The 22,623-nt window shown below is 63.7% G+C and carries 18 protein-coding genes; 5 read left to right on the top strand and 13 right to left on the bottom strand.

What is annotated here, in order from left to right; translation table 11 throughout:
- Positions 1-9 precede the first annotated feature (9 nt).
- From Q0P52_RS12820 to Q0P52_RS12805, 4 genes are all read right to left on the bottom strand, one after another.
- Entirely contained in the window at positions 10-693 is a 684-nt protein-coding gene (locus Q0P52_RS12820; protein ID WP_293762902.1) for a sarcosine oxidase subunit gamma family protein, read from the bottom strand.
- Positions 686-3,703, bottom strand: a complete 3,018-nt coding sequence (locus Q0P52_RS12815) for a sarcosine oxidase subunit alpha family protein (RefSeq protein ID WP_293762904.1) — start codon at positions 3,701-3,703, stop codon at positions 686-688. Before Q0P52_RS12815 ends, Q0P52_RS12820 begins: the two co-directional genes overlap by 8 nt.
- Positions 3,700-3,996, bottom strand: coding sequence for a sarcosine oxidase subunit delta (locus tag Q0P52_RS12810; RefSeq protein WP_293762906.1), 297 nt, complete (start codon positions 3,994-3,996; stop codon positions 3,700-3,702). Before Q0P52_RS12810 ends, Q0P52_RS12815 begins: the two co-directional genes overlap by 4 nt.
- 104 nt (positions 3,997-4,100) lie before the next feature.
- Positions 4,101-5,354: a sarcosine oxidase subunit beta family protein gene (locus Q0P52_RS12805; RefSeq protein WP_293762909.1), complete on the bottom strand. Its 1,254-nt coding sequence runs from the start codon at positions 5,352-5,354 to the stop codon at positions 4,101-4,103.
- Between the two features lie 464 nt (positions 5,355-5,818).
- Between Q0P52_RS12805 and purU the strand changes: the two genes are divergently transcribed.
- From purU to betA, 3 genes are all read left to right on the top strand, one after another.
- Positions 5,819-6,682, top strand: coding sequence for a formyltetrahydrofolate deformylase (gene purU, locus Q0P52_RS12800; protein WP_293762911.1), 864 nt, complete (start codon positions 5,819-5,821; stop codon positions 6,680-6,682).
- Positions 6,683-6,904: 222 nt separating this feature from the next.
- Positions 6,905-8,368, top strand: a complete 1,464-nt coding sequence (gene betB / locus Q0P52_RS12795; RefSeq protein WP_293762914.1) for a betaine-aldehyde dehydrogenase — start codon at positions 6,905-6,907, stop codon at positions 8,366-8,368.
- Between the two features lie 246 nt (positions 8,369-8,614).
- Positions 8,615-10,309, top strand: a complete 1,695-nt coding sequence (gene betA / locus Q0P52_RS12790) for a choline dehydrogenase (protein ID WP_293762917.1) — start codon at positions 8,615-8,617, stop codon at positions 10,307-10,309.
- A gap of 91 nt (positions 10,310-10,400) precedes the next feature.
- Here betA and Q0P52_RS12785 read toward each other — a convergent pair whose 3' ends face one another.
- Both Q0P52_RS12785 and hemN read right to left on the bottom strand, forming a co-directional pair.
- Positions 10,401-12,350: a methyl-accepting chemotaxis protein gene (locus Q0P52_RS12785; RefSeq protein ID WP_293762920.1), complete on the bottom strand. Its 1,950-nt coding sequence runs from the start codon at positions 12,348-12,350 to the stop codon at positions 10,401-10,403.
- Between the two features lie 311 nt (positions 12,351-12,661).
- The gene (gene hemN / locus Q0P52_RS12780) at positions 12,662-14,068 is read right to left on the bottom strand and encodes an oxygen-independent coproporphyrinogen III oxidase (protein WP_293762923.1); all 1,407 of its coding nucleotides are present in this window, start codon (positions 14,066-14,068) and stop codon (positions 12,662-12,664) included.
- Positions 14,069-14,177: 109 nt separating this feature from the next.
- Here hemN and fnr point away from each other — a divergent pair, with 109 nt between their 5' ends.
- Entirely contained in the window at positions 14,178-14,924 is a 747-nt protein-coding gene (fnr, locus tag Q0P52_RS12775; protein WP_293762926.1) for a fumarate/nitrate reduction transcriptional regulator Fnr, read from the top strand.
- 69 nt (positions 14,925-14,993) lie between these two features.
- Here the strand turns inward: fnr and Q0P52_RS12770 are convergent, their stop codons facing one another.
- Genes Q0P52_RS12770 through Q0P52_RS12760 form a run of 3 tightly spaced genes read right to left on the bottom strand, consistent with a single transcriptional unit; the run spans position 14,994 to position 17,129 of the window.
- Positions 14,994-15,452: an NAD(P)H-dependent oxidoreductase gene (locus Q0P52_RS12770; protein ID WP_293762929.1), complete on the bottom strand. Its 459-nt coding sequence runs from the start codon at positions 15,450-15,452 to the stop codon at positions 14,994-14,996.
- Positions 15,449-16,387 (bottom strand): DUF1853 family protein, encoded by a 939-nt coding sequence (locus Q0P52_RS12765; RefSeq protein ID WP_293762932.1) that lies wholly within the window; start codon positions 16,385-16,387, stop codon positions 15,449-15,451. The genes Q0P52_RS12770 and Q0P52_RS12765 overlap by 4 nt, the downstream gene beginning before the upstream one ends.
- The gene (locus tag Q0P52_RS12760; RefSeq protein ID WP_293762934.1) at positions 16,365-17,129 is read right to left on the bottom strand and encodes an RNA methyltransferase; all 765 of its coding nucleotides are present in this window, start codon (positions 17,127-17,129) and stop codon (positions 16,365-16,367) included. The genes Q0P52_RS12765 and Q0P52_RS12760 overlap by 23 nt, the downstream gene beginning before the upstream one ends.
- Positions 17,130-17,268: 139 nt before the next feature.
- On the opposite strand from Q0P52_RS12760, the gene Q0P52_RS12755 reads away from it, so the two are divergent.
- Positions 17,269-18,060: an inositol monophosphatase family protein gene (locus tag Q0P52_RS12755; protein ID WP_293762937.1), complete on the top strand. Its 792-nt coding sequence runs from the start codon at positions 17,269-17,271 to the stop codon at positions 18,058-18,060.
- Positions 18,061-18,131: 71 nt separating this feature from the next.
- Here Q0P52_RS12755 and Q0P52_RS12750 read toward each other — a convergent pair whose 3' ends face one another.
- The 4 genes from Q0P52_RS12750 to Q0P52_RS12735 all read right to left on the bottom strand — a co-directional run bounded on the left by Q0P52_RS12750 (position 18,132) and on the right by Q0P52_RS12735 (position 22,542).
- Positions 18,132-19,640 (bottom strand): DHA2 family efflux MFS transporter permease subunit, encoded by a 1,509-nt coding sequence (locus Q0P52_RS12750; protein WP_293762940.1) that lies wholly within the window; start codon positions 19,638-19,640, stop codon positions 18,132-18,134.
- Positions 19,637-20,089: a MarR family transcriptional regulator gene (locus Q0P52_RS12745; RefSeq protein ID WP_293762943.1), complete on the bottom strand. Its 453-nt coding sequence runs from the start codon at positions 20,087-20,089 to the stop codon at positions 19,637-19,639. Before Q0P52_RS12745 ends, Q0P52_RS12750 begins: the two co-directional genes overlap by 4 nt.
- 213 nt (positions 20,090-20,302) lie before the next feature.
- The gene (locus Q0P52_RS12740; protein ID WP_293762946.1) at positions 20,303-21,322 is read right to left on the bottom strand and encodes a proline racemase family protein; all 1,020 of its coding nucleotides are present in this window, start codon (positions 21,320-21,322) and stop codon (positions 20,303-20,305) included.
- Positions 21,323-21,390: 68 nt separating this feature from the next.
- Positions 21,391-22,542, bottom strand: coding sequence for a branched-chain amino acid ABC transporter substrate-binding protein (locus Q0P52_RS12735; protein WP_293762949.1), 1,152 nt, complete (start codon positions 22,540-22,542; stop codon positions 21,391-21,393).
- Between the last annotated feature and the right edge of the window lie 81 nt (positions 22,543-22,623).

Here is a 22,623-nt window from a genome sequence, read left to right as displayed (position 1 = left end):
CTAAGTCGTTCAGGCCGGCACGGCGTCGTGACGGGGTTCGGCCAACAGGCCCAGCAGCGGATGGCCGGCGCGGGCCTCCAGCTGGCAGACCGCAAAGCCGTAAGGCTGGGCGGCGCGGCGCAGCAAGCGCCACAGGTAGTCGGCAAAGCTGCGGCGGAACACCAGAAACACCGCATCGTCCTCCAGCTTCAGAATTTGCACGGTGGCCTTGCCCAGCACGGTGCTGACCGCCTGTCCCGGCTGGATGGTTTCAAAGTCGTACACGCCCAGATGGCGCAGCACGGTGATGTGCTGCGGGCCGGCCAGCAAGGCGCTGGTGAGCCCGCCGCTGGAATCCACGGTCTGGGCAAACAGGCCTTCTTCGGCAAACCTGCCGTCCAGCGCCGCCATCCACTGACGGGCGCGAACGCGGCTGGTGATCAGCAACCACTCATCCGGCGAAGTCCATACCAGCACGCCTTGCGGCGCGGTGGACATCACCTTTGGCGAGGTGGGCAGCGCCAGGCCGGTCACCTCCGCCACCACGCGGGCAAAGCCTTCTTCCGCCGTATCGCCGCGCAATACCACATAGGCCAGGTTGGCCAGCTCGTTGCTCCAGATGCGGCCATCGGCGCGGCGCGGCTGGGCTTCGGCCGCCAGATTGAAATGCTGGAGCGGCGACTCCAGGAACGGCTGAAAACGTTGATCAGGCATGTTGACGCACCCCTTCTTTATCCACAAAGACCGACGACACCACCTTGGCCGGCACGCTCTTGCCGTGCGCCCACACCTGCACGGTATCGCCTTCGCGCTTGCTGCCGTCCTTGAGCACGGCCATGGCGATGGAGCGACCGAGGAAGGCGCTGTGATAGCTGGAAGTGACGTGGCCCTGCATGGCCGCTGGCACCGTGTCGTCGGTGTTGTTGAGTATCTGCGCGCCTTCGGCCAACACGGTGGCCGCATCCAGCGGCATCAGGCCCACCAGCTGCTTGCGGCCCTCGCCGCCGGTATGGGAGCGCGACAGCGACCGTTTGCCGAGGAAGCTGAACGGCTTTTTCATGCCCACCGCCCAGCCCATGGCCAGATCGATCGGGCTCATCGAGCCGTCGGTGTCCTGGCCGACGATGATGAAACCCTTCTCGGCACGCAGCACGTGCATGCTTTCCGTGCCGTAAGGCGTGATGTCGAACTCCGCGCCGGCCTTCATCACTTCTTCCCAGATGTAGCGGCCGTAGTTGGCGTCCACGTTGATCTCATAAGCCAGCTCGCCGGAGAAACTGATGCGGAACACCCGCGCCGGCAGGCCGGCCACAGTGCCCGGACGCCAATCCATGAACTTGAAGGCCTCGGGGTCAAAGTTGATGTCGCCGCAGAGCTTTTGCAGCACCTTGCGGCTGTTCGGCCCTACCACGGCCACGGTGGCCCAGTGGTCGGTGGTGGTGGTGAAGCGCACTTTCAGCTCAGGCCACTCGGTCTGGTGCCAGCGCTCCAGCCAGCTGTACACGCGCGCCGCGCCGCCCGTGGTGGTGGTCATGTGAAAGTGATCGTCGGCGATGCAGGCAGTGACGCCGTCGTCCATCACCATGCCGTTTTCATCCAGCATCAGGCCGTAGCGGCATTTGCCCGGGTCCAGCTTGCTCCAGGCGTTGCTGTAGATGCGGTTGAGGAACTCGCGCGCGTCCGGGCCTTTGACGTCGATCTTGCCCAGCGTGGAGGCATCCATCACGCCCACGCTGTTGCGGGTGGCCAGGCATTCGCGATTGACGGCGGCGTGCAGATCCTCGCCCGCCTTGGGGAAGTACCAGGGGCGCATCCATTGGCCCACGGTTTCGTATTCGGCCTGGCGCGCATCGTGGCTGGCCTGCATGGCGGTGTAACGGCGCGGCTCGAAAGTGTCGCCCACATGCGCCCCGGCCAGCGCGCCAAACGTCACCGGGGTGTAGGCCGGGCGATAGGTGGTGGTGCCCACTTCGGCAATGGGTTTGCCCAGTGCTTCGGCGGCGATGGCAAAGCCGTTGATGTTGGACAGCTTGCCCTGATCGGTGCCGAAGCCCAGCGCGGTGTAGCGCTTCACATGTTCCACCGAACGGTAGTTTTCACGCACGGCCAAGTGGATGTCGGCGGCGGCCACGTCGTTCTGGTAATCCACGAAGGCCTTGGCGCCGCGACCTTCCGGCTTGCCGTCCGGCAGGCGGAAGATGGCGCGCGGCGCGCTGATCGCATCGCCGTTGACCTTGGGTGCAAGGAAACCGGTGGCGCGACCGGCTTTTTGCAGGAAGCCGAGGCAGGCCTGATGGGTTTGCGCCAGCGCTTCATCCAGCTCCCAGCGGCCGGTAATGGCGCCGACGCAGGCGATGTTGTCGCGGCCCTCGTCCGGGCAGACAAAAGACAAGCGGTCGTCGCGCCACACCGGGCGGCCGCCGTTGTGACAGAACAGATGCACGGTGGAGGTCAGGCCGCCGGACGAGAGTACGGTGTCCACATTAAGGCGCGGCCCCTTGCCGGTCGCCGCATTGCGCTGTCCATCCAGCCGGACCAACTCCACGCCGTTGACTGTTTTGTCGCCCAGCACTCTGGCGATCCCGTGACCGGACAACAACTGGATGCCAGCACGCGACAACGCGTCCTGGCGCCAGCGTGCCGGGCCGTCGCAGCGGGCATCGGCCACCGTCACTTTCACGCCGCTGGCGGCCAGATCGAATGCAGCGTCGTAGGCGGCGTCGTTCTGGGTTTGCAGCAGCACTTCGCGGCCCACGGCCACGCCGTAACGATTGAGATAGCTGTGGCCGGCGGCTACGGTCATCACGCCGGGCACGTCGTTGTAGCCGAACACCAGCGGACGCTCGATGGCGCCGGTAGCCAGCACCAGCTGATGCGAGCGGATCTTGTGCAGGCGCTGGCGCGGCAGCGCGGCGTTGCGTTCAGTCAGCGGCAGATGGTCCTGCACCAGTTCCAGCGCCTGCACCAGATTGCCGTCGTGCAGGGCAAAAGCCGTGGTGCGGGTCAGTACGCTCACATTGGGCAGGCTGTCCAGTTCGGCCAACCTCTCGGCCAGCCACTCGGTGGGCTCCAGGCCGTCGATACGGCTGCGGCGGTCGGTCAGCAACCAGCCGCCGGCCTCAGCCTGCTCGTCCACCAGCAGGGTTTTGAGGCCGGCCCGTCCGGCCAGCGTAGCGGCCCACAGGCCAGCCGCGCCGCCGCCCACCACCAGCACATCCACATGGTGGTGCAGGTGGTCGTAGCTTTCCGGGTCCGCCTCCACCGGCGCGCGACCATAACCGGCGGCCTTGCGGATGTATTTCTCATAGAAGGGCCAGGCGTTCACCGGCTCCATGAAGGTTTTGTAGTAGAAGCCCGGCGGCATGAAGCGGCCCAGCTTGCCCAGCAAGCCTTTGTAGTCGAAATCCAGCGAGGGATAACCGGTGGTGGAAGCCGCTACCAGGCCCTGGTACAGCTCCACCTGCGTGGCCTTGAGATCCGGTACGGTGTGGGCGCCGGTTTCCAGCTGGATCAGCGCATTGGGCTCTTCCGCGCCAAAACCGACGATGCCGCGCGGACGGCCATACTTGAAGCTGCGGCCAATCAGGCGCACGCCGTTGGCCAGCAGCGCCGAAGCCAGCGTGTCGCCGGCGAAGGCGTTGTAGCGCACATTGTCGAAAATGAAGCTCAGCGGCTTCTGGCGCTGGATGCGCTCGCCCTTGCGATGAATGCGGTAGCCGCTCACGATTGCTCCTCCGAAAGGTACAGGGCCTTGCCTTCGGCCAGGGTCCAGGACCCGGCTATCTCATAGGTGACGGTGTGGCGCTTCACGACAAACACCTTGCGGCAGCCGGCAACGTGCTGCCATTGCTCCCAGTGCCAGCCGCGCGGGTTCTTGCGATGAAACACGTAATCGCCCCACACGGCGTCGTCCACCTCTTCCGGCGCGGCGGGGCGGGCGATATAGGCCTCGCCGGCGTAGCCGAACTCTTCTTCCTCCCGCACTTCGCGGCAGTACGGGCAATGAATGCGCAACATGCTGCTTCCTTTTGCAATTCGCCGACAAAACCGCAGCCCCCGCGCCGCCCTGCCGGCGGCCCATGCGGGTTCGGGTCTGCTGCGTGGTTTTGTGAACTGTTTTTTCAGTGCGCCACAGCGGCGGCGCCGTGTTCGTCGATCAGGTGGCCGCTGGCGAAACGATCCAGCGAGAAGGCCGCGTTGAGCCGGTGCGGTGCATCGTTGGCGATGGTGTGGGCGAACACGTTGCCCGAACCCGGCGTGGCCTTGAAGCCGCCGGTACCCCAGCCGCAGTTGAAGAACAGGCCTTTGACGCGCGTCTTGGTGATGATGGGGCAGGCATCCGGCGACACATCGACGATGCCGCCCCACTGGCGGTTCATGCGCACGCGGGAGAAGGACGGAAACAGCTCGATGATGGCGGCGGCGGTGTGCTCGATGATGTGCGGACTGCCGCGCTGACCGTAACCCAGGTAGGAGTCGATGCCGGCGCCGATCACCAGCTCGCCCTTGTCCGACTGGCTGACGTAGCCGTGTACGGCATTGGACATCACTACGGTATCCAGACAGGGCTTGAGCGACTCGGAGACGAAGGCCTGCAGCGGATGGCTCTCCAGCGGCAGGCGGATGCCCGCCATCTTGGCCAGGGTGCTGGTATTGCCGGCCGCCACACAGCCCACCTTGTCGGCCAGAATGTCGCCGCGCGTAGTCTTGACGCCCTTGATGCGATCGCCGTCGATCAGCATGCCGGTCACCTCGCACTGCTCGATGATGTGCACGCCCAGCTCGCTGGCGGCGCGGGCAAAGCCCCAGGCCACCGCATCGTGGCGGGCCACGCCGCCGCGCGGCTGGAAGCTGGCGCCCATCACCGGGTAGCGCGTCTTGCTACTGACGTCCATCAGCGGCACGATGTCGCGAATCTCGGACGGGCTCAGCACCACGGCGTCCACACCGTTGAGCAGGTTGGCGTTAGCCCGGCGCTCGATGTCGCGCATGTCCTGCAGCGTGTGGCCGAGGTTCATCACCCCGCGCTGGCTGAACATCACGTTGAAATTGAGATCCTGCGACAGGCCTTCCCACAGTTTGAGCGCGTGCTCGTACAGTTGGGCGGCCTCGTCCCACAGATAATTGGAGCGGATGATGGTGGTGTTGCGGGCGGTGTTGCCGCCGCCCAGATAGCCTTTTTCCAGCACGGCCACGTTGGTGATGCCATGCTCGCGGGCCAGGTAGTAGGCGGTGGCCAGGCCATGCCCGCCGCCGCCGACGATGATCACATCGTACTTGTTGCGCGGCGTGGGGCTCTGCCAGGCAGGCTGCCAGCTTTCATGATGCTTGAGCCCATGCTTGATCAGGCTCCACAAGGAATATCGGTTTGCCATCTGCGGCTCCGGAGAGTGGCGGTCACAAATCGGAAACCGGCACAGCAACCCGGCTTCCCGTCCCGAAACATTCTCCGGAAGCGCTCCCTTGCGTGTTTGGCTGAAAAGGACAAGCACTTGTCCTCATGCGACACCTCGCACATGTCCGGAATCGACTTAAAACCGGCGCTTTTTGACCAGTGCCGCCGCCCCGGGGCCAGTAGGTTTAAACCCGCTAGCAAAACGCTTGCCCCTGCGTTGCGCCTTCAGGCCGTACTTTATCTACTGCTTGCGCCGGCGCGCCTTGGTCAAGGCTTCTACCCGCTTTTGTCAGCCGCTTTTAGCATCAGCGTGTCGCGCCCACGGTGCGCGTCATCGACCAAACAAACGCTGCCGGCAGTCAGGCGGGAAGCCAGCCGCCGGCCCTCCCTTACGCGGCCCCCGCGCCACCCGCGCAGGTCGGCCCACAGCCCGGACCACGAGCCATGCACAACACACCTTCTTATGTTCTGAGCTTCACCTGCCAGAGCGCCTCCGGTCAGGTGGCCGCCTTCTCCGCCCTCCTGGAAGCGCAAGGCTGCTATCTGGACGAACTGGCGGTGTTCGACGACCCGATCAGCCGGCGCTTTTTCGTGCGCTGTGTGTTTCATCCGCAAAGCGAGGGTTTCGACCGCGCCAGGTTGGCCGAAGGCATGGAAGGCATGCGCACCCACTTTCAGGGTCTGGCCTGGCGGCTGCACGACCGCCGAGAGCGCGCCCGCGTACTGATCATGGTGTCCAAGCTGGACCACTGCCTCAACGACCTGCTCTACCGGCAAAAAATGGGCGATCTGGACATGGACGTGGTGGCGGTAGCATCCAACCACCCTGATCTCAAGCCCATTGCCGACGCCTACGGCCTGCCTTACTACCACCTGCCCATCAGCGCGGACACTAAGCCGCAGCAAGAGGCGGCGCTGCGCGAACTGATTGAAGCCAGCGGTGTCGAACTGGTCATCCTGGCGCGTTACATGCAGGTACTGAGCAGCGAAATGTCGGCCTGGCTATCTGGTCGCGCCATCAACATCCACCACTCATTTCTCCCTGGCTTCAAGGGCGCGCGGCCTTACCAGCAAGCCTACGAACGCGGCGTAAAGCTGATCGGCGCCACCGCCCACTACATCACCGACGATCTGGACGAAGGCCCGATCATCGAACAGGTGGTGGACCGGGTGGATCACGCCCATGCCCCGGACGACCTCCAGGCCACAGGCCGCGACATGGAGTGCCTGGCCCTGTCGCGCGCAGTGCGTTACCACCTGGAGCGCCGCGTGTTTCTCAACGACAACCGCACCGTGGTGCTGCGCTGAGCGATGCCGCCAACGGCGCATTGCCGGACGCGGCTTGCCGATGTCATCATCGGCCCAAGCGCTTGTCGTCCGATCGCGCCCGCCTGTCGCTCATGGACAGGCGGGCGCTGCAGGCTTTATGGCCCAATGGAAGGCCCGGACGCATCGCGCCGGGCTGAACGCACGCATCGCCTGTAGCCGGTTGCCGGCTGGCCCGGGGCGAACACCAAAGAGGAAACTGCAGTGAAAGATGGCATCCTGAGAAGCTATATCGGTGGCCGTTATCTGGATAACCCCGCCCTGCCGCTGGCCGACAACCACGACCCCGCCACTGGCGAGCTGCTGTGCCGCGTACAACAGGCCGGCAGCGCCGAGGCCGAAGCCGCCGTACGCGCGGCGGAGGCGGGATTCGCCGTCTGGAGCGAAATGAGCGGCGCGGAACGCGGCCGCATCCTCAACCGCGCCGTGGCCTTGCTGCGCGCCCGCAATCGCGAACTGGCCGAACTGGAAGTGCGGGACAACGGCAAACCCATTCAGGAGGCGGAAGCGGTGGACGTACTGTCCGGCGCCGACTGCATCGAATACTTCGCCGGCATCGCCGCCAGCATCCACGGCGAACACATCCCGCTTAAAGGCGCCTTCGCCTACACCCGCCGCGAACCGCTGGGCGTGTGTCTGGGCATCGGCGCCTGGAACTATCCCATCCAGATCGCCTGCTGGAAATCCGCGCCGGCGCTGGCCTGCGGCAACGCCATGATCTACAAGCCCTCCGGCATGACGCCGATGAGCGCGGCCCTGCTGGCGGAAATCTACAGCGAAGCCGGCGTGCCGGACGGCGTGTTCAATGTGATCCAGGGCAGCTCCAGTGTGGCGCGCCAGCTGATCGCCGACGAGCGCGTGGCCAAGGTATCGATCACCGGCTCGGTGGAAACCGGCAAGGCCATCATGAAAGACGCCGCCTCCACTCTGAAGCGCGTCACCATGGAGCTGGGCGGCAAATCGCCGCTGATCGTGTTTGACGATGCCGACATCGACCAGGCCGTATCCGCCGCCATGCTGGCCAACTTCTACACCCAGGGCGAAATCTGCACCAACGGCACGCGCGTGTTTGTCGCTCGCGGCGTGCACAAGGCCTTCATGGATAAACTACTGGCGCGCACCGCCAAGCTGAAAATCGGCCACCCGATGCGGCCGGACACCCAGATCGGCGCGCAAGTGTCGGCCAGCCACGCCCAAGGCGTGCTGCGCCATATTGAGCAAGGCTTGGCGGAAGGCGCGCGCCTGGCCGCCGGCGGCAAGCGCGTCGCCGTACCGGGCTGCGAAGCCGGATGGTTCATCGAACCCACCATCTTCGATGGCTGTACCGACGACATGTCCATCGTGCGCGAGGAAATCTTCGGCCCGGTAATGTCCGTCCTCACCTTCGACAGCGAAGACGAAGTGATCCGCCGCGCCAACGCCACCCGGCTGGGACTGGCCGCCGGCATCTTCACCCGCGATCTGGCCCGCGCCCATCGCGTCATCGGCAAACTGCAGGCCGGCGTGTGCTGGATCAACAACTACAACATCACCCCGATCGAGATGCCCTTTGGCGGCTACAAGGAATCGGGCCTCGGCTATGAAAACAGCCTGGCCGCCGTGGACTGCTACACCCAACGCAAGAGCGTGTATGTGGAGCTAAGCGGCGTGGCCTGCCCTTACGAGTAATGGCGACCAACAAACCCCTGATGCGGTGCCGCACCGACGCGGGCAGTACTTGAGTACGGCAAGGAGGCGCAACGCCGCATCAGTCGTTTTGCTGGCGGGTATTGGCAGCCGCTTTCAACAAGGCATCGCCACATCGTAAAGAGATCCCCGAACCCGCAGCCCAGTACCGGGCTTGCGTGCGGCCTGTCTGCCCTTGCCCAGACGCACGGCACGGGTTTGCCGAAGACCCCTCTTGCAGGAGCAAGCATGTCCTCGACCTTTGACTACATCATCGTGGGCGCCGGCTCCGCCGGCTGCGTGCTGGCAGCCCGCCTCACCGAAGACCCGCAAGTGCGTGTGCTGTTGCTGGAAGCCGGCGGGCCGGACTGGCGACTGGACTGGCGCACCCAGATGCCGGCCGCGCTGGCCTACCCGCTGCAAGGCACCACCTACAACTGGGCCTACACCACGCTGCCCGAGCCGCACATGGGCAATCGCATCATGACGCAAGGGCGCGGCAAGGGGCTTGGCGGCTCCTCGCTGATCAACGGCATGGTTTACATCCGGGGCAACGCGCTGGACTACGACGGCTGGGCGCAAAACCCGGGCCTGGAAGACTGGAGCTATCTGGACTGCCTGCCTTACTTCCGCAAGGCCGAGTGCTACGACCTGGGCGCCAACGACTACCACGGCGGCCACGGCCCCCTGCACGTCGCCACGCCCAAAGCCGGCAACAACCCGCTCTACCACGCGCTGATCGAAGCCGGCGAACAGGCCGGTTACCCGCGCACCGACGACCTTAACGGCTACCGGCAGGAAGGTTTCGGCCCGATGGACCGCACCACCACGCCGGGCGGCCGCCGCTGCAGCACCTCGCTGGCGTATCTGGACAGCGCCCGCGAGCGCCCCAATCTCACCGTGCGCACCCGCGCGTTGGCCGACCAGATCGTCTTTGCCGGCAACCGCGCCGTCGGCGTGAGCTATCTGCAAGGCCATGCACTGCACGAGGCGCGCGCCGAGCGAGAAGTAATCGTCTGCAACGGCGCCATCGCCACCCCGCAATTGCTGCAGCGCTCGGGCGTCGGCAACGCCGACCAACTGCGCGAGCACGGCATCGGCTCGGTGGTGCACCTGCCGGGCGTCGGCGAAAACTTGCAGGATCATCTGGAAATGTACCTGCAATACCACTGCAAACAGCCGGTATCGCTGTACCCGGCCCTACAGTGGTGGAACAAACCGCCGATCGGCATCGAGTGGTATCTCAACGGCACCGGCCACGGTGCCACCAACCACTTCGAGGCCGGCGGCTTCATCCGCAGCAGCACCGACTTCGCCTGGCCCAACCTGCAATATCACTTCATTCCGCTGGCGATGAATTACGACGGCAGCAATCCAGTGAAAGCGCACGGCTTCCAGTGCCATGTGGGTTCCATGCGCTCGCCCAGCACCGGCTTTGTGCGGCTGGCCAGCCGCGACCCTCGCGTCAAGCCGCTGCTGCGCTTCAACTACATGGCGCACGAGGTGGACTGGCAGGAATTCCGCGCCGGCGTGCGGCTGACGCGCGAGATTGTCGCCCAGCAGGCTTTCGACGCTTTCCGCGGCGATGAAATAAAGCCGGGCATGATGGTGCGGACCGACGCCGAAATCGACGACTTCGTGCGTCAGCACGCGGAAACGGCGCTGCATCCGTCCTGCACCTGCAAGATGGGTTACGACGAGATGGCCGTGGTGGACAAGCAGGGCCGGGTGCACGGCGTGGACGGGCTGCGGGTGGTGGACGCCTCCATCATGCCGATGGTCACCACCGGCAACCTCAACGCGCCGGTGATCATGATGGCGGAGAAGCTGGCCGACGCCATTCGCGGCCTGCCCTCGCTGCCGCGCAGCAAGGCCGCCTATTTCGTAGCGGGCGACCGCGACACACGCTGGGCTGCCGAAGCGGCCGCAGCGGCAGGCGCCTGAACGCCAAGCGCCTGCCATGATCAAGGGCCGCCCACGGGCGGCCCTTCTGCCTGCCCCGGACAGAGCAGGCCATGTGGCGACAGCCTGCCGGCTAAACGGTAAACCGGCCCGCCAGTTCGGCCAGCTGACCGGACAGGTTTTTCAGACCAACCACCGTTTCGGCGGAGCTCTTCACCGCCCGGCTGTTTTCCTCCGACATCTGCGCCACCTGCTCCACGTTGCGGGCGATGATCTGGCTGGTCTGGCTTTGCTCGCCCAGCGCATTGCGAATCTCGGCCACTGCCTCGCAAGCCTGATCGATCTGGCCGCGAATGTCGCCCATCACGCTGCGCGCCTCATCCGCCTTGCCCTGCCCCTCTTCCACAATGCGGCGGCTGGTGCTCATGTCGCCCACCACATGGCGGGTGGTGCCCTGGATTTCCTGCACGATAGACGCGATCTCGGTGGTGGATTGCGCCGTGCGTTCCGCCAGCTTGCGCACTTCGTCGGCCACCACCGCGAAGCCCCTGCCCTGCTCGCCGGCGCGCGCCGCCTCTATAGCCGCGTTCAACGCCAGCAGATTGGTCTGATCCGCCACATCGCGAATCACATCCACAATGCCGGCAATAGATTCAGACTGCCGGCTGAGCTTTTCGATGGTGCCGGCCACTTCGCCGATGGAAGACACGATGCTGCTCATGCTCTGGCTGGCGTTGCCGATCACCGCCACGCCGGTTGCCGACTGGTTCACCGCCGAGCGCGACAGCTGGTCGGCCTCTTCCGAGCGCTCCGCGCTGACCGACAGACTGGTGCTCAACTCCTCCACCGCTGCGGCCATGCTGGACGCGGCCTCATTTTGCCGCTCACTGCCACTGGCCACCTGCTGCGCGCTGTCCGCCACCTGCGTGGCTGCCGCATCCAGCTGACGCGATGTGGCGATCAGCCCGCTGACGGTTTCGCGAAGCTCGTTGCGCATGCCGCGAATGGCGGCCAACAGGCTGTCCCCATCCTTGTCTTCAATGCTGATGCGCGTATCCAGCTTGCCACTGGCAATCTGCTGCACCACCTCTTGCACGTAGAAAGGCTCCCCGCCCAGTTGCGCGGTAATGGACAGATACAAAGCAATGAACAGATAAGCCGACAGCAAGAGAGCAAACAAGGCGCAAGCCATATAGATGTCGCGCTGCAACAGGATGCGGTCAAGCCGCGCCCTCAGCAGCGACTCCAGCTGATCCAACGCCGCCTGCTGGAATGCCTGCGCGCTTTGCAAAGTGCCTTCGTGCAAGCCCGCGGCGCTGGCCTGGCCGCCCGCCACCGCCTTGTCCAGTTGCGCGCCATTGGTTTTGGCTTGCGACATCAGCGCCTCCTCCTTGGCGGCAAGCACGCCTTTCAGACCGGGGTTGTAGGCTACCGCCTTGGTCAGGTCGTTCTGCAAGCCGGACAAGGCGTCCGCCAGCAAGGGACGCAACTCGACGGCGTGGTCATGCTCGCCGGCCCCCAGCGGCTTGGCGCTGGAACGCTCGATCAGTGCATTGCCGCGCGCTGCGCGGATCAGCCAGTCCGGCCACTTCACGGTCAGCGCGTCCATCAGATAAAAACTGTCGATATCCGGGTCCAGCGTCAGGTTGGACTGATCGCTCACCAGCCCGATGTGATCGTTCAGCCTGTCGGACAAGGCATCCAGATTATCCGCCGAGGGCGCTGCCTTCACCGCCTGCCAGGCGGCGCTCAGGCTTTGCCAACCGGCATCCACCGCCAGTTTGGGCCCCAGCTCGCGCTGGGTGGCATCCAGCGCCCCCCAGGCAGCATCCAGCCCAGCCGCGCTTGCTTGCCCTTTCTCCGCCAGCATGCGCTGCTTCTGCGTATCCGCCAGCAGGCTCATGGCCGGCTTCAGGTACTGCGCGCCCACCAGTTCCTTGCCGGAGAAGTCGGCATTGTCCTGATTGCTGCGATAAAGCCCGTACGTGAGATAGACAAGCGCAACGGCGAACACCGCGCCGATGATGGCGAAACGGCTGGGATAACTCAGCCGTCGCATGCCTTTGGCTGCGAAACGAAACATGACCGCTCTCCCTGGGATTTGGCTCTTCCAAGCGACCGCTCTTCAAATGGGCGGCGATTTAAATCACCTTGTCCGGTGGCGGTCACCTTTTTGCTATAGCATGCTGCGGCGCAGGGTTAAGAAATTTCCCTACTCTCAACAGGTAAAATTTCCTTCGGCCAACCTTGTCCCCGACGGCGTCCCCCCTCCGGGCGTGGTCACACTCCGTCAATGTGTTGTAAAAAACCATCACATTTCAAAGAAAAAAGCCCGCGCTGGCGGGCCTTTTTCATATCGGAAAACAACAAAAAACGGTCGCTTGCTAACCGGTTTCAGATGGTTTTCGAATACTTCGCATGCGTTTGACGCTCGCGCAAATGGCGGTCGAACAGCATGGCAATGTTGCGAATCAGGAAGCGCCCCTTGGGCTCCACCATGAGGAAATCGCCGTCGAAGGTCAGCAAGCCCATCTTGTGGTACTCGCGGATGGCCGGCAGTTCCTCGGCGAAGTAGTCGGCGAAATTGATGCCGAACACCTGCTCTATCGCCTCTACCGACAGGCTGAAACGACACATCAGCGCCTGAATCACGCTGCGCCGCAGTATATCGTCGCTATCCAGCGTCATGCCGCGCATGGTGGGCAGATGGCCTTCGTCCAGCATCTGGTAATAGCTGTCCACATCCTTCTGGCTTTGCGTGTAACAGGGGCCGATCTTGCCGATGGATGACACGCCAAGACCAATCATGTCGCAGTCCGCGTGGGTGGAGTAACCCTGGAAATTGCGCTGCAAACGCGCTTGGCGCAAGGCGATGGCCAGGTCGTCCTCCGGCTTTGCGAAGTGGTCCATGCCGATAAAAACATAGCCTGCGTCGCTCAGTCTTTTTACCGAGTCCTGCAGGATGTCCAGTTTCACGCTGGCGGCTGGCAGGTCGGCTTCATTGATGCGGCGCTGCGGCATGAACACGGTGGGCAAATGCGCATAGTTGTAGAGGGCGATGCGATCCGGATTCAGCGCAATCACGCGCTCCAGCGTCTCGCGCACCGACTCGCGCGTCTGCAAGGGCAAACCGTAGATCAGGTCCACGCTCACAGAGCGGAAACCCGCCTCCCGCGCCGCCTCGATCACTTCGCGGGTTTCCTCTTCCGATTGCACGCGATTGACCGCTTCCTGCACCTTGGGGTCGAAGTCCTGGATGCCCACGCTCATGCGGTTGAAACCCAGGCGCGCGAGATGATGCACCGTATCGCGACCCACCTTGCGCGGATCGATCTCAATGGAATACTCTCCTTCGGGCAAAAATTCGAAGTGAGTGCGTAGCATCCCCATCAGGCGATCAAGCTGATCGTCCGACAGGAAGGTCGGCGTGCCGCCGCCGAAATGCAACTGGATCACTTTTTCCCGACAGCCCAGCGTTTGGGCTACCATGCGGATCTCCTTTTCCAGGTAATCCAGGTAGCGGTCCGCGCGGGTTTTGTCCTTGGTGATGATCTTGTTGCAACCGCAGTAGTAGCAAACCGTGTTGCAGAACGGTATATGAGCGTATAATGATATAGGTTTCTGGTTGGCGCCGATGCGTCGTTGCTTCAACCAGTGTCGGTAGTCCTTCTCTCCAAAGGCCGGTGTGAACCGGTCAGCAGTCGGGTAGGACGTGTATCTGGGCCCCGAGCCATCGAGACGTTCGATCAACTCGCGATCGAATTCGAAGTGGGTGGGCGAAAACGGGTGGGTGGTATTCATGTCGGTTATCGATGGCAAAACCTCTGGTGGACTGGTAAATTTGCGGAAAACGTGCGAATTTCGCTTTGACAAGGGTCAAGCTTCTTTACAAGGTAGTACGAAACACAGCATGTCCGACAATAATCACACGTCCATTCACGCACTCAAGGTGTCCTGCTCCAACTGCAGCTTGCGCGAGCTTTGCCTGCCGGTTGGGCTGAACCGCGACGAAATGACGCAGCTCGACGCCGTCATCCGGCAGAGCCGTCGCCTCAAGCGCGGCGAATATCTCTTCCGCAGCGGGGAAGGTTTCAAATCGCTGTTCGCCGTGCGCACCGGTTTCTTCAAGACCAGCGTGGCGAGCCAGGATGGCCGCGAGCAGGTTACCGGCTTCCTGATGTCCGGCGAACTGATGGGCCTGGACGGCATCTCGTCCAATGTCCACGGCTGCGACGCCATCGCCCTCGAGGACAGCGAAGTCTGCGAACTGCCGTTCAATCGCATGGAAAGCCTAGGGCGCGATATCCCCAGCTTGCAGCACCACTTCTTCCGTCTGATGAGCCGCGAGATCGTGCGCGACCAGAACGTCATGTTGCTGCTTGGCAACATGAAAGCCGAAGAACGGCTGGCCGCTTTCTTGCTGAATCTGTCGCAGCGCCTGTCCACCCGCGGTTTCGCCGCCAATGATTTCATCCTGCGCATGAGCCGCGAGGAAATCGGCAGCTTCCTCGGCCTGAAACTGGAAACCGTAAGCCGTACGCTGTCCAAATTCCAGCAGCAGGGCTGGATCGTGGTGGATCACAAGCACATCCAGCTGGTGAAGCCGGAAGAGCTCAAGCATCTGGTTTCCGGCTGCTCTCACGCCAACAGCGTCTGATCCGTCCCAACGCTTGCCTCAGCAAGGCTGCCCGCCCCATGGCCGGCAGCCTTTGTCATGCCCGCCGAATCACCACATGCCGGACAGCAAGCCTGCGACCAACACTTCGCCCCGCTCTCTCGCCTGTGCCAACATCTGCGCATCAGGCTCGCCGCGACACAGCAAAGCCGGCATCACGCGCCGCCATGCCAAGCCGCCGACAATACGCTCCACCGAACGCGCCGCGCCTTCGCCATCGGTGCCTGCGGAAACCAGCATCAGCCAGGGCAAACCGGCCGTACGCTCTTCCAGCGGATAAAAACTGCGGTCGAGGAAATCCTTGATGCCGCCCGCCATGTAGCCGAAATTCTCCGGCGTGGCGATCACCAGCGCATCGGCGCGCAACACCGCCTCCGGCCCGGCATCCAGCCCGCACAGACACTCCGCCACCACCTCATCCCCGGCTTCGGCCAAGCCTTGCAGCAGCGCATCCACCAGCTGCAGGGTGCGGCCGGTCTGAGTGGCATGCACCACCAGCACCCGCTTCACGATGCGGCTCCCAGCCGCCCCACTTCATCGAGCAGGGCCGTCAGCCGCTCTTCTTGCGGCCAGCCCGGTGGAATGACGAAACCGCGCGAGATTTCTTCCCAATGGCCATCGCCCACTGGCAGTAATTCGGCCACCAGTTGCGGTACGGCGGATTGCAATAACTCGCGGCGCAAGCTGTCTTCTTCCCGTGTTGCCGCCTCGGTCACTCGCGCCGGCGACAACCACCCCAGCCGCGACAGCCATACCCAGCGCGAGCCTTGCGCCTGCCGGGGCCAGGGCGCGGTCAGCGGCGCATACCAACCGGTGAGTTGCTCCTCGGCCAAAGGCGGTTGCGGCCCTGCACCCGGAGCGTAGAAGAACCAGCCCGCCACGCGGGCCGCGCTGTCGCATTGCCGAAAATCGGCAGGCAGCACCGTCTGCGCCACGGCATGGCGCGCCAGCCGCAACTGCTCTTGCAGTTTGGCGGCCTTCAGACGCCAGGCGTCGCGCAAGCTGGGGCCGATCAGAGTATCTGGGCCATGGCCCAGTTGCAGATAGAACTTGCTGGCGGTTTCCACGTGCAGCGGGCGGCCATCAAGCCGAATGAGGAAATCGAACTCGCCAATGGTGCGCAAGGCGGCGTTGCGCACCGGCAGATTGACCGCCACCGTCTCGATATGGGGCGCCAGCCGGAACCAGAAGGCCAGCAAACGCTCGGCGTAGCGGCCCAGTCGCTCGCCGGTTTGCGTCGGCCCCAACCAGTGCGACAAGGGGGTTGGATCATCTTCCAGCGCAGCCAAGAGGCCGAGGCCGTCCGGCCCGAGAAGGTTGGCCGAAGAAAGATCCCTCCCAGTGCGCCAGGGCGGCGGCGACAACAGGAGGAAAGCCAGGTCGCGCAGCGCCTGGTGGGTATAAGGGAGAGGAAAAGAGCGCTCAGCCCTGCTCGTCGCGTCCATGGCCGCTTGCCACGCGCTGGATCTGTTTCATCAGGCCGCGCAGGATGTCCACTTCCTCGCGCAACATGCCGGCGCGGTTGAACAGGGCCCGCATGCGCCGCATCAGGCGCTCGCTGTTGCGGCGCTGGTAATAGCCGATGGCGGCCATGGTGTCGTCCAGATGGCCGCAAAAACCCTCCACCTCGCCCAGCGTGGCGGTTTCGCTCTCTGGTCGCAGGTATTCCACATCCACCCCGGTGTGGCTGAACAGCTCGTAGGTCATCACCTGCACGGCCATGGCCAGATTGAGCGAAAAATAGTCCGGGTTGCCGGGAATGGTCACCAGCCGGTTGCACTGCTCCACTTCGTCGATGGAGAGGCCAAAGGTTTCGTTGCCGAACACCAATGCCACCTGCTCGCCGTCGCGGGCGCGGGCAATCAGCTCCGGCGTGGTGTCGCGCGGCGTGGACAGGGGGGTGGTGAGTTCGCGGCGGCGGCTGGTCAGCGCGCAAGCCACGGTCACATCGGCCAGCGCTTCGGCCAATGTCGATACCACCACGGCGTTGTCCAGCACATCCACCGCGCCGGAGGCCAATGTGTTGGCTTCATCACTGGGAAACACCTTGGGTTCCACCAGATAAAGCCGGTGCAAACCCATGGTTTTCATGGCTCGGGCGGCCGAGCCGATGTTGCCCGGATGATTCGGTCTGGCCAGCACAATGCGAATGTTTTGCAGAAAATCAGGTACTTGGGGTTTATTCATCGACGATTTCACATTAAAATGGCGGGCATTACCAAAAGCCCGCGCACCCGCGTCGGGTTTTTTTGTTCCTTAACCCAGATTGTTACTCACAGATGTCGAGCCATTTTGCTGACATCTGTTCTTAGTCTAGAGGCCGTCAATGCATCCGATGCTCAATGTCGCGGTTAAAGCCGCTCGCCGCGCTGGCAATGTTATCCAGCGCGCGTCGCTCAACCTCGACGCCATTCGCGTAGAAAAGAAAAAGCACAATGACTTCGTCACCGAGGTGGACCGCGCCGCCGAGCAGGCCATCATCGACGTCATTCTGGAAGCCTATCCGAAGCACGCCATTCTAGCAGAAGAGTCGGGCGCCAAAGGCATGGGCACTTCCGAATACGAATGGATCATCGACCCCATCGACGGCACCACCAACTTCCTGCGCGGCCACCCGCAATACGCGATTTCCATCGCACTGGCGCACAAGGGCCAGATCCAGCAGGCCGTGGTGTACGACCTCAACCGTAACGATCTCTTCACCGCCAGCCGCGGTGTGGGCGCCTTCCTCAACGACCGCCGCATCCGCGTGTCTCGCCGCTTCATGATGAACGAGTGCGTCATCGCCACCGGTTTCCCCGTTTCCGACCAAAGCTACATCGACCAATACATGGGCATGCTGAAGGATGTCATCGGCAAGACCGCCGGCGTGCGTCGCGAAGGCGCGGCTTCGCTGGACTTGTGCAATGTGGCCTGCGGCCGCGTTGAAGGCTTCTGGGAACTCAATCTGCAGCCCTGGGACATTGCAGCGGGCAGCCTGATCGTGCAGGAAGCCGGCGGCATTGTGACCGACCTCACCGGCGAACAAGGCTGGCTGGAATCCGGCGACATCGTGGCCGGCAACCCCAAGGTGCTGGCCCAGTTGCTGGCCACCCTGGCACCGCACGTACCGCAATAAGCCTCCGTCGGCATTAAACAAAAAACGGCAGCCTTCCGGCTGCCGTTTTTTGTTTGCATCCACCTTCAAGGCTACTCGTGCGCCGTCATTTCCGGTGGCAGGCCACCGCCCTGCCTCGGCTTGAGCAACAGCAGCAAGGGCAGCATGGCAAGGAAACTGAAGGTGATCAGCCAATACACATCCACAATCGACACCATGCGCGCCTGCTTGTCCAACTCCAGCGCCAGCCGCTGGGCCACGCTCGGGTCCAGCGCCGCCTTGCCCAGCCGCTGCAAATAATCCTGCAAGGCCGGGTTGTATTCGTTGAAAAAACCGCCCAGCACGTTCCAGGCGTGTTGCGTGCCGCGCGTGTACGCCGTGCTGACAATGGCAATGCCCACCGAAGAACCCATGGTGCGCAACAGGCTGAACAGGCCGGCGGCTTCGGCCGACAGCCGCGCCGGCAACGTGGACATGGCCATGGCCGACAGCGGCACATAGATCATGCCCAGGCCAAAACCTTGCAGCAGCACCGGCCAGACAAACCAGGCCGGACTGGTGTCCAGCGTGTAATGGGTGCACACCCAGGTGCCGGTAGCGCCGATCAGCAAACCGGTGCCGATGATCAGCCGTGAGTCCACTTTGCCGATCAGCCGCCCCACAATCATCATGCTGACAAAGCTGGCCACCCCGCGCGGGGCCATGATCATGCCGGTATCCAGCGTCGGGTACTGGAACAGCCCCTCCAGCATGATGGGCTGGATCACCATCGCGCCATACATCGACAAACCCAGCGCGGCGATGACAAAACTGGCGGCCACGAAATTGCGGTCGCGGAACATGTGCAGGTCAAACAGGGGATGCGCTTCGGCCGACAGTCCGCGCCAGATGAAACCGGCCAACCCCAGCACGGCCAGCAAGGCTGCGGCCACAATACCGGAGCTGGCGAACCAGTCATCGCCGTTGCCACGGTCCAGCACATACTGGATGCCGCCGATAGCGCAAGAAATCATTGCCAGCCCCAGCCAGTCGATACTGCGCTGACGGCGCTCGGTATCCGGCACCTGCCGCGCCAGAAACAGCGACAGCACACCCACCGGCAGGTTGATGAAAAAGGTCCAGCGCCAGTCGAAAACATCGGTAAGCCAACCACCCAGCGTCGGCCCGGCAATCGGCCCCACCATCACCCCCATGCCCCAGATGGCCATGGCGCGCCCGCGCTCCTCGCGCGGGTAGTTGTCCACCATGATGGCTTGCGACAAGGGCACCAGCGCCGCGCCGAACACGCCTTGCAACAGGCGGAACAGCACGATCTGCGTCAGATTCATCGCCACGCCGCACAGCATGGAGGCGATGACGAAACCGCTGATGGAATACAGGAGATAACGCCTCCGCCCCAGCCGGTCGGTGAGATAGCCGGTGAGCGGCATGCAGATGGCGCTGGCCACCAGATAGCTAGTGAGCACCCAGCTGATCTGGTCCGAGGTGGCGCCCAGTTCGCCCTGCATCTGCGGCAAGGCCACGTTGACGATAGTGGTGTCCAGCACTTGCATCACGGTGGCGGCCATCACCGCCACCGTTACCCACAGCCGGCTGTTCACTCGGCCTGTTCCCGGCTGGCGGCGTCTTCTGCCGCCAAAGCAATCTGTCGCAAGGTGGCAACGCAGGCCACCAGCGCCTGCGGCTCAAGGCCGGACAGCAGTTCGGCCTTGAGCGCGTCGGCCACGGTCAACAGTTCGGCCGATACCTGCTCCGCCTTGGCGGTGAGCCACACGCGTTTGGCGCGGCGATCATCCGGGTCCGGTTCGCGGGTGATCCAGCCATCCTGCTGCAGCACATCCAGCAAGCGCACCAGCGAGGCGGGCTCAATACCAATGCGCGCGGCCAGTTCGGCTTGCAGCAAAGGCTGACCGGCGCGGCGCAGTTTCAGCAGCACTTGCCAGGTGGCCTGGGAAAAGCCGTAGGGTTTGAGGCGCTTGTCCAGCAAGGCCCGCCAGACTTTGGGCACATGGCCGAGCAACTCGGCCAGTTCCTGATGCGATGTCGTCATATCATTAACAGCAAAATAATTAGCTTGCTAATAATAATTCTTGTCGAGCAAATACTCAACAGCTCTTTCGAACACGTCGCCACCCCAGCAAACCAGCGCGCCCTGAGCACCGCCGACAACACCTTGCAAAGGCGCGCCGATGCAGGCAGCACCAGCCGGACGGCAAGCAGGCGCAATGCAGGATCAGCGGTTTTGCCTGCGGCTCAAGCCGCCTCAGCGCAAGAGGAAGCCCCGGCCGATCTCGTCGCCCTCCTCCAGCCAGAACCGGGCTTCGCCGCTGTAATGCGCCTGCCCGCCCACCCGCACCACCACCGCCGGCAGGCCGGCAAGATCCACCTCCCGGCGTACCTCCGCGCTGAATTCCGCCCCGGTGAGGCTGCGAAACACACAGCGCTCTCCCAAGGCCACCCGGCCGCGCGCGTAGCGCACCGCCATGCGGGCGGTAACACCGGAGCCGGTGGGGCTGCGGTCCACCTCGGCATCGGCAAACACGCACACATTGCTGCTCGCGCCATCCGCCGCCCGCTCGCGGCCATCGCTGAGAATGCTGCCGTACAAGAAGCCGAGATCCTCATGCAGCGGATGACGAATGGGCAAGGTTTGCCGAACGGCCTCGCTCAGCCGGCCGGCAGCCGCTTTCAGTGCCGCCACCGGGCCGTCCAGGCTAACGCCCAGCGCGACAGCCGGCGCCAACGCGTAAAACGCGCCGCCATAACCCACATCCACGGTCAATGCGCCCGCCTCCGGCAGCGTCACCGCCACATCCAGCGCCAACGCGAAGGCCGGCACGCTATCAAAAAACACCCTGCCGCTGCGGCCATCCTGTATTTCTACCCAAGCCTCGACCAGCCCGCACGGACATTCGATGCCCACCCGGGTCAAAGGCCCGCTGGCCGGCACCAGGCCGTAATCCACCGCGTAACGGCCCAGCGCGATAACAGCGTGTCCGCACATGGTGCTGTAGCCTTCGTTGTGGATGAACAGCACCGCCAGATCCGCGCCCGGCAAGCTCGGCGCTACCAGCACCGCGCCGTACATGTCGGCGTGGCCGCGCGGTTCATACATCAGCAAGCGGCGCACATCATCATGCCGTTCGGCAAAATGCCGCCGTTTGGCGAGGATATCCCCGCCTTCGGCCAACCCTTCCAGCTTGCGGACGATGCGCACCGGCTCACCGCCGGTATGCATGTCCACCACGTCCAGCACCTCAGGCCAGGACAAGGCTGTGTGCATGATTTTCTCCCCAAAAAAACGGGCGGCCTACGCCGCCCCCAGTGCAAGAGACCCGATGCCGGCAACCGTCAGCGCACGACGCTTTCCACTGCCCAGGCATTGTTCTTCACCACCGACAGCGTGACCGGCGCTTTTTGCAGATTGCCGCTGCGGTCGAAGGCGAAGTCGGCAGTCACGCCGCTGTAGCGGATGGAGGCCAGTTTGGGCAGGTACTTGGCGGGCTCCACCGAGCCGGCCTGCTTCATGGCTTCGGCCACCAGCATCACGCCGTCGTAAAACTGCGGCCCCAGCAGCACCACATCCAGATGGAAGCGGTCCTTGTAGCGCTTTTCAAACTCCTTGCCGGCCGGACGCGCGGTCAGCACGCCGCCGGGCACCGCCGAGTAGTGACCCGCGGCATCCGCGCCGGCCAGCGTGATGAAGTTGGGCGTATTGAGCATGTCGCCCCCCATCAACTTGGCTTTCATGCCCAGCCGCTTGAGCTGCTTGGCCATCGGCGCGGCTTGTGCGTCGGCGCCGCCGTAGAAGATCACTTCGGGGTTCACCGCCTTCACCGAGGTGAGGATGGAGGTGAAATCGGTGGCCTTGTCGGTGGTGTACTCGCGGCGCAGCACCTTACCGCCATTGGCGGTGACCGATTTGACGAACTCGTCGGCCAGCCCCTGACCGTAGGCGGTGCGATCATCGATGGCGACAATGCTCTTGGCCTTGAGCGTTTTTACCGCAAACTGGCCCAGCGCGCCGCCCACCTGGCTGTCGCTGCCCACCAGTCGGAAGGTGGTCTTGTAGCCTTGCTGGGTGTAGGTGGGATTGGTGGACACCGACAACTGCGGGATGCCTGCATCGAAGTAAATCTTGGAAGCCGGAATGGATACCCCGGAGTTGAAGTGGCCAATCACGGCTTTGACGCCGGCATCCACCAGGCGCTGCGCCGCCTGGGTGCCAACGCGCGGGTCAGCCTGATCATCCTCGGACACCATCTCGAACTTCACCTTCTGGCCGCCCACCACCAAACCCTTGGCGTTGAGGTCATCGATGGCCATGCGGGTGGCGTTTTCGTTGTCCTTGCCATAGTGGGCCTGCGGGCCGGACAGCGGCGAAGAAAAACCGATCTTCACCACCGTATCGGCTTGCGCCTGCGCCGACATCACCGCAAAGGGCGCCATCATGCCGCCCAGCGCCACCACCCAGGTCCATTCGCCAAACTTGTTCTGCACCATCTCGTTTTCTCCTTTGCGACATGCTTGTTGTGCCGGCGGGCTCTGCCCGCCGTGCTTTTTCGGACGACTGAAGCCCTGCAA

Origin of the sequence: uncultured Aquitalea sp. (assembly GCF_945957525.1) — a bacterium.
GTDB lineage: Bacteria > Pseudomonadota > Gammaproteobacteria > Burkholderiales > Chromobacteriaceae > Aquitalea.
Note: the sequence above shows the minus strand (reverse complement) of the source record. Positions and strands in the feature narration are given on the sequence as shown.

Excerpts from the sequence above, each read along its gene's own strand:
- Q0P52_RS12820 (WP_293762902.1), bottom strand. The coding sequence starts at position 693 with ATGCCTGATCAACGTTTTCAGCCGTTCCTGGAGTCGCCGCTCCAGCAT.
- Q0P52_RS12810 (WP_293762906.1), bottom strand. The coding sequence starts at position 3,996 with ATGTTGCGCATTCATTGCCCGTACTGCCGCGAAGTGCGGGAGGAAGAA.
- Q0P52_RS12805 (WP_293762909.1), bottom strand. The coding sequence starts at position 5,354 with ATGGCAAACCGATATTCCTTGTGGAGCCTGATCAAGCATGGGCTCAAG.
- purU (WP_293762911.1), top strand. The coding sequence starts at position 5,819 with ATGCACAACACACCTTCTTATGTTCTGAGCTTCACCTGCCAGAGCGCC.
- betA (WP_293762917.1), top strand. The coding sequence starts at position 8,615 with ATGTCCTCGACCTTTGACTACATCATCGTGGGCGCCGGCTCCGCCGGC.
- Q0P52_RS12785 (WP_293762920.1), bottom strand. The coding sequence starts at position 12,350 with ATGTTTCGTTTCGCAGCCAAAGGCATGCGACGGCTGAGTTATCCCAGC.
- hemN (WP_293762923.1), bottom strand. The coding sequence starts at position 14,068 with ATGAATACCACCCACCCGTTTTCGCCCACCCACTTCGAATTCGATCGC.
- fnr (WP_293762926.1), top strand. The coding sequence starts at position 14,178 with ATGTCCGACAATAATCACACGTCCATTCACGCACTCAAGGTGTCCTGC.
- Q0P52_RS12765 (WP_293762932.1), bottom strand. The coding sequence starts at position 16,387 with ATGGACGCGACGAGCAGGGCTGAGCGCTCTTTTCCTCTCCCTTATACC.
- Q0P52_RS12760 (WP_293762934.1), bottom strand. The coding sequence starts at position 17,129 with ATGAATAAACCCCAAGTACCTGATTTTCTGCAAAACATTCGCATTGTG.
- Q0P52_RS12755 (WP_293762937.1), top strand. The coding sequence starts at position 17,269 with ATGCATCCGATGCTCAATGTCGCGGTTAAAGCCGCTCGCCGCGCTGGC.
- Q0P52_RS12745 (WP_293762943.1), bottom strand. The coding sequence starts at position 20,089 with ATGACGACATCGCATCAGGAACTGGCCGAGTTGCTCGGCCATGTGCCC.
- Q0P52_RS12740 (WP_293762946.1), bottom strand. The coding sequence starts at position 21,322 with ATGCACACAGCCTTGTCCTGGCCTGAGGTGCTGGACGTGGTGGACATG.
- Q0P52_RS12735 (WP_293762949.1), bottom strand. The coding sequence starts at position 22,542 with ATGGTGCAGAACAAGTTTGGCGAATGGACCTGGGTGGTGGCGCTGGGC.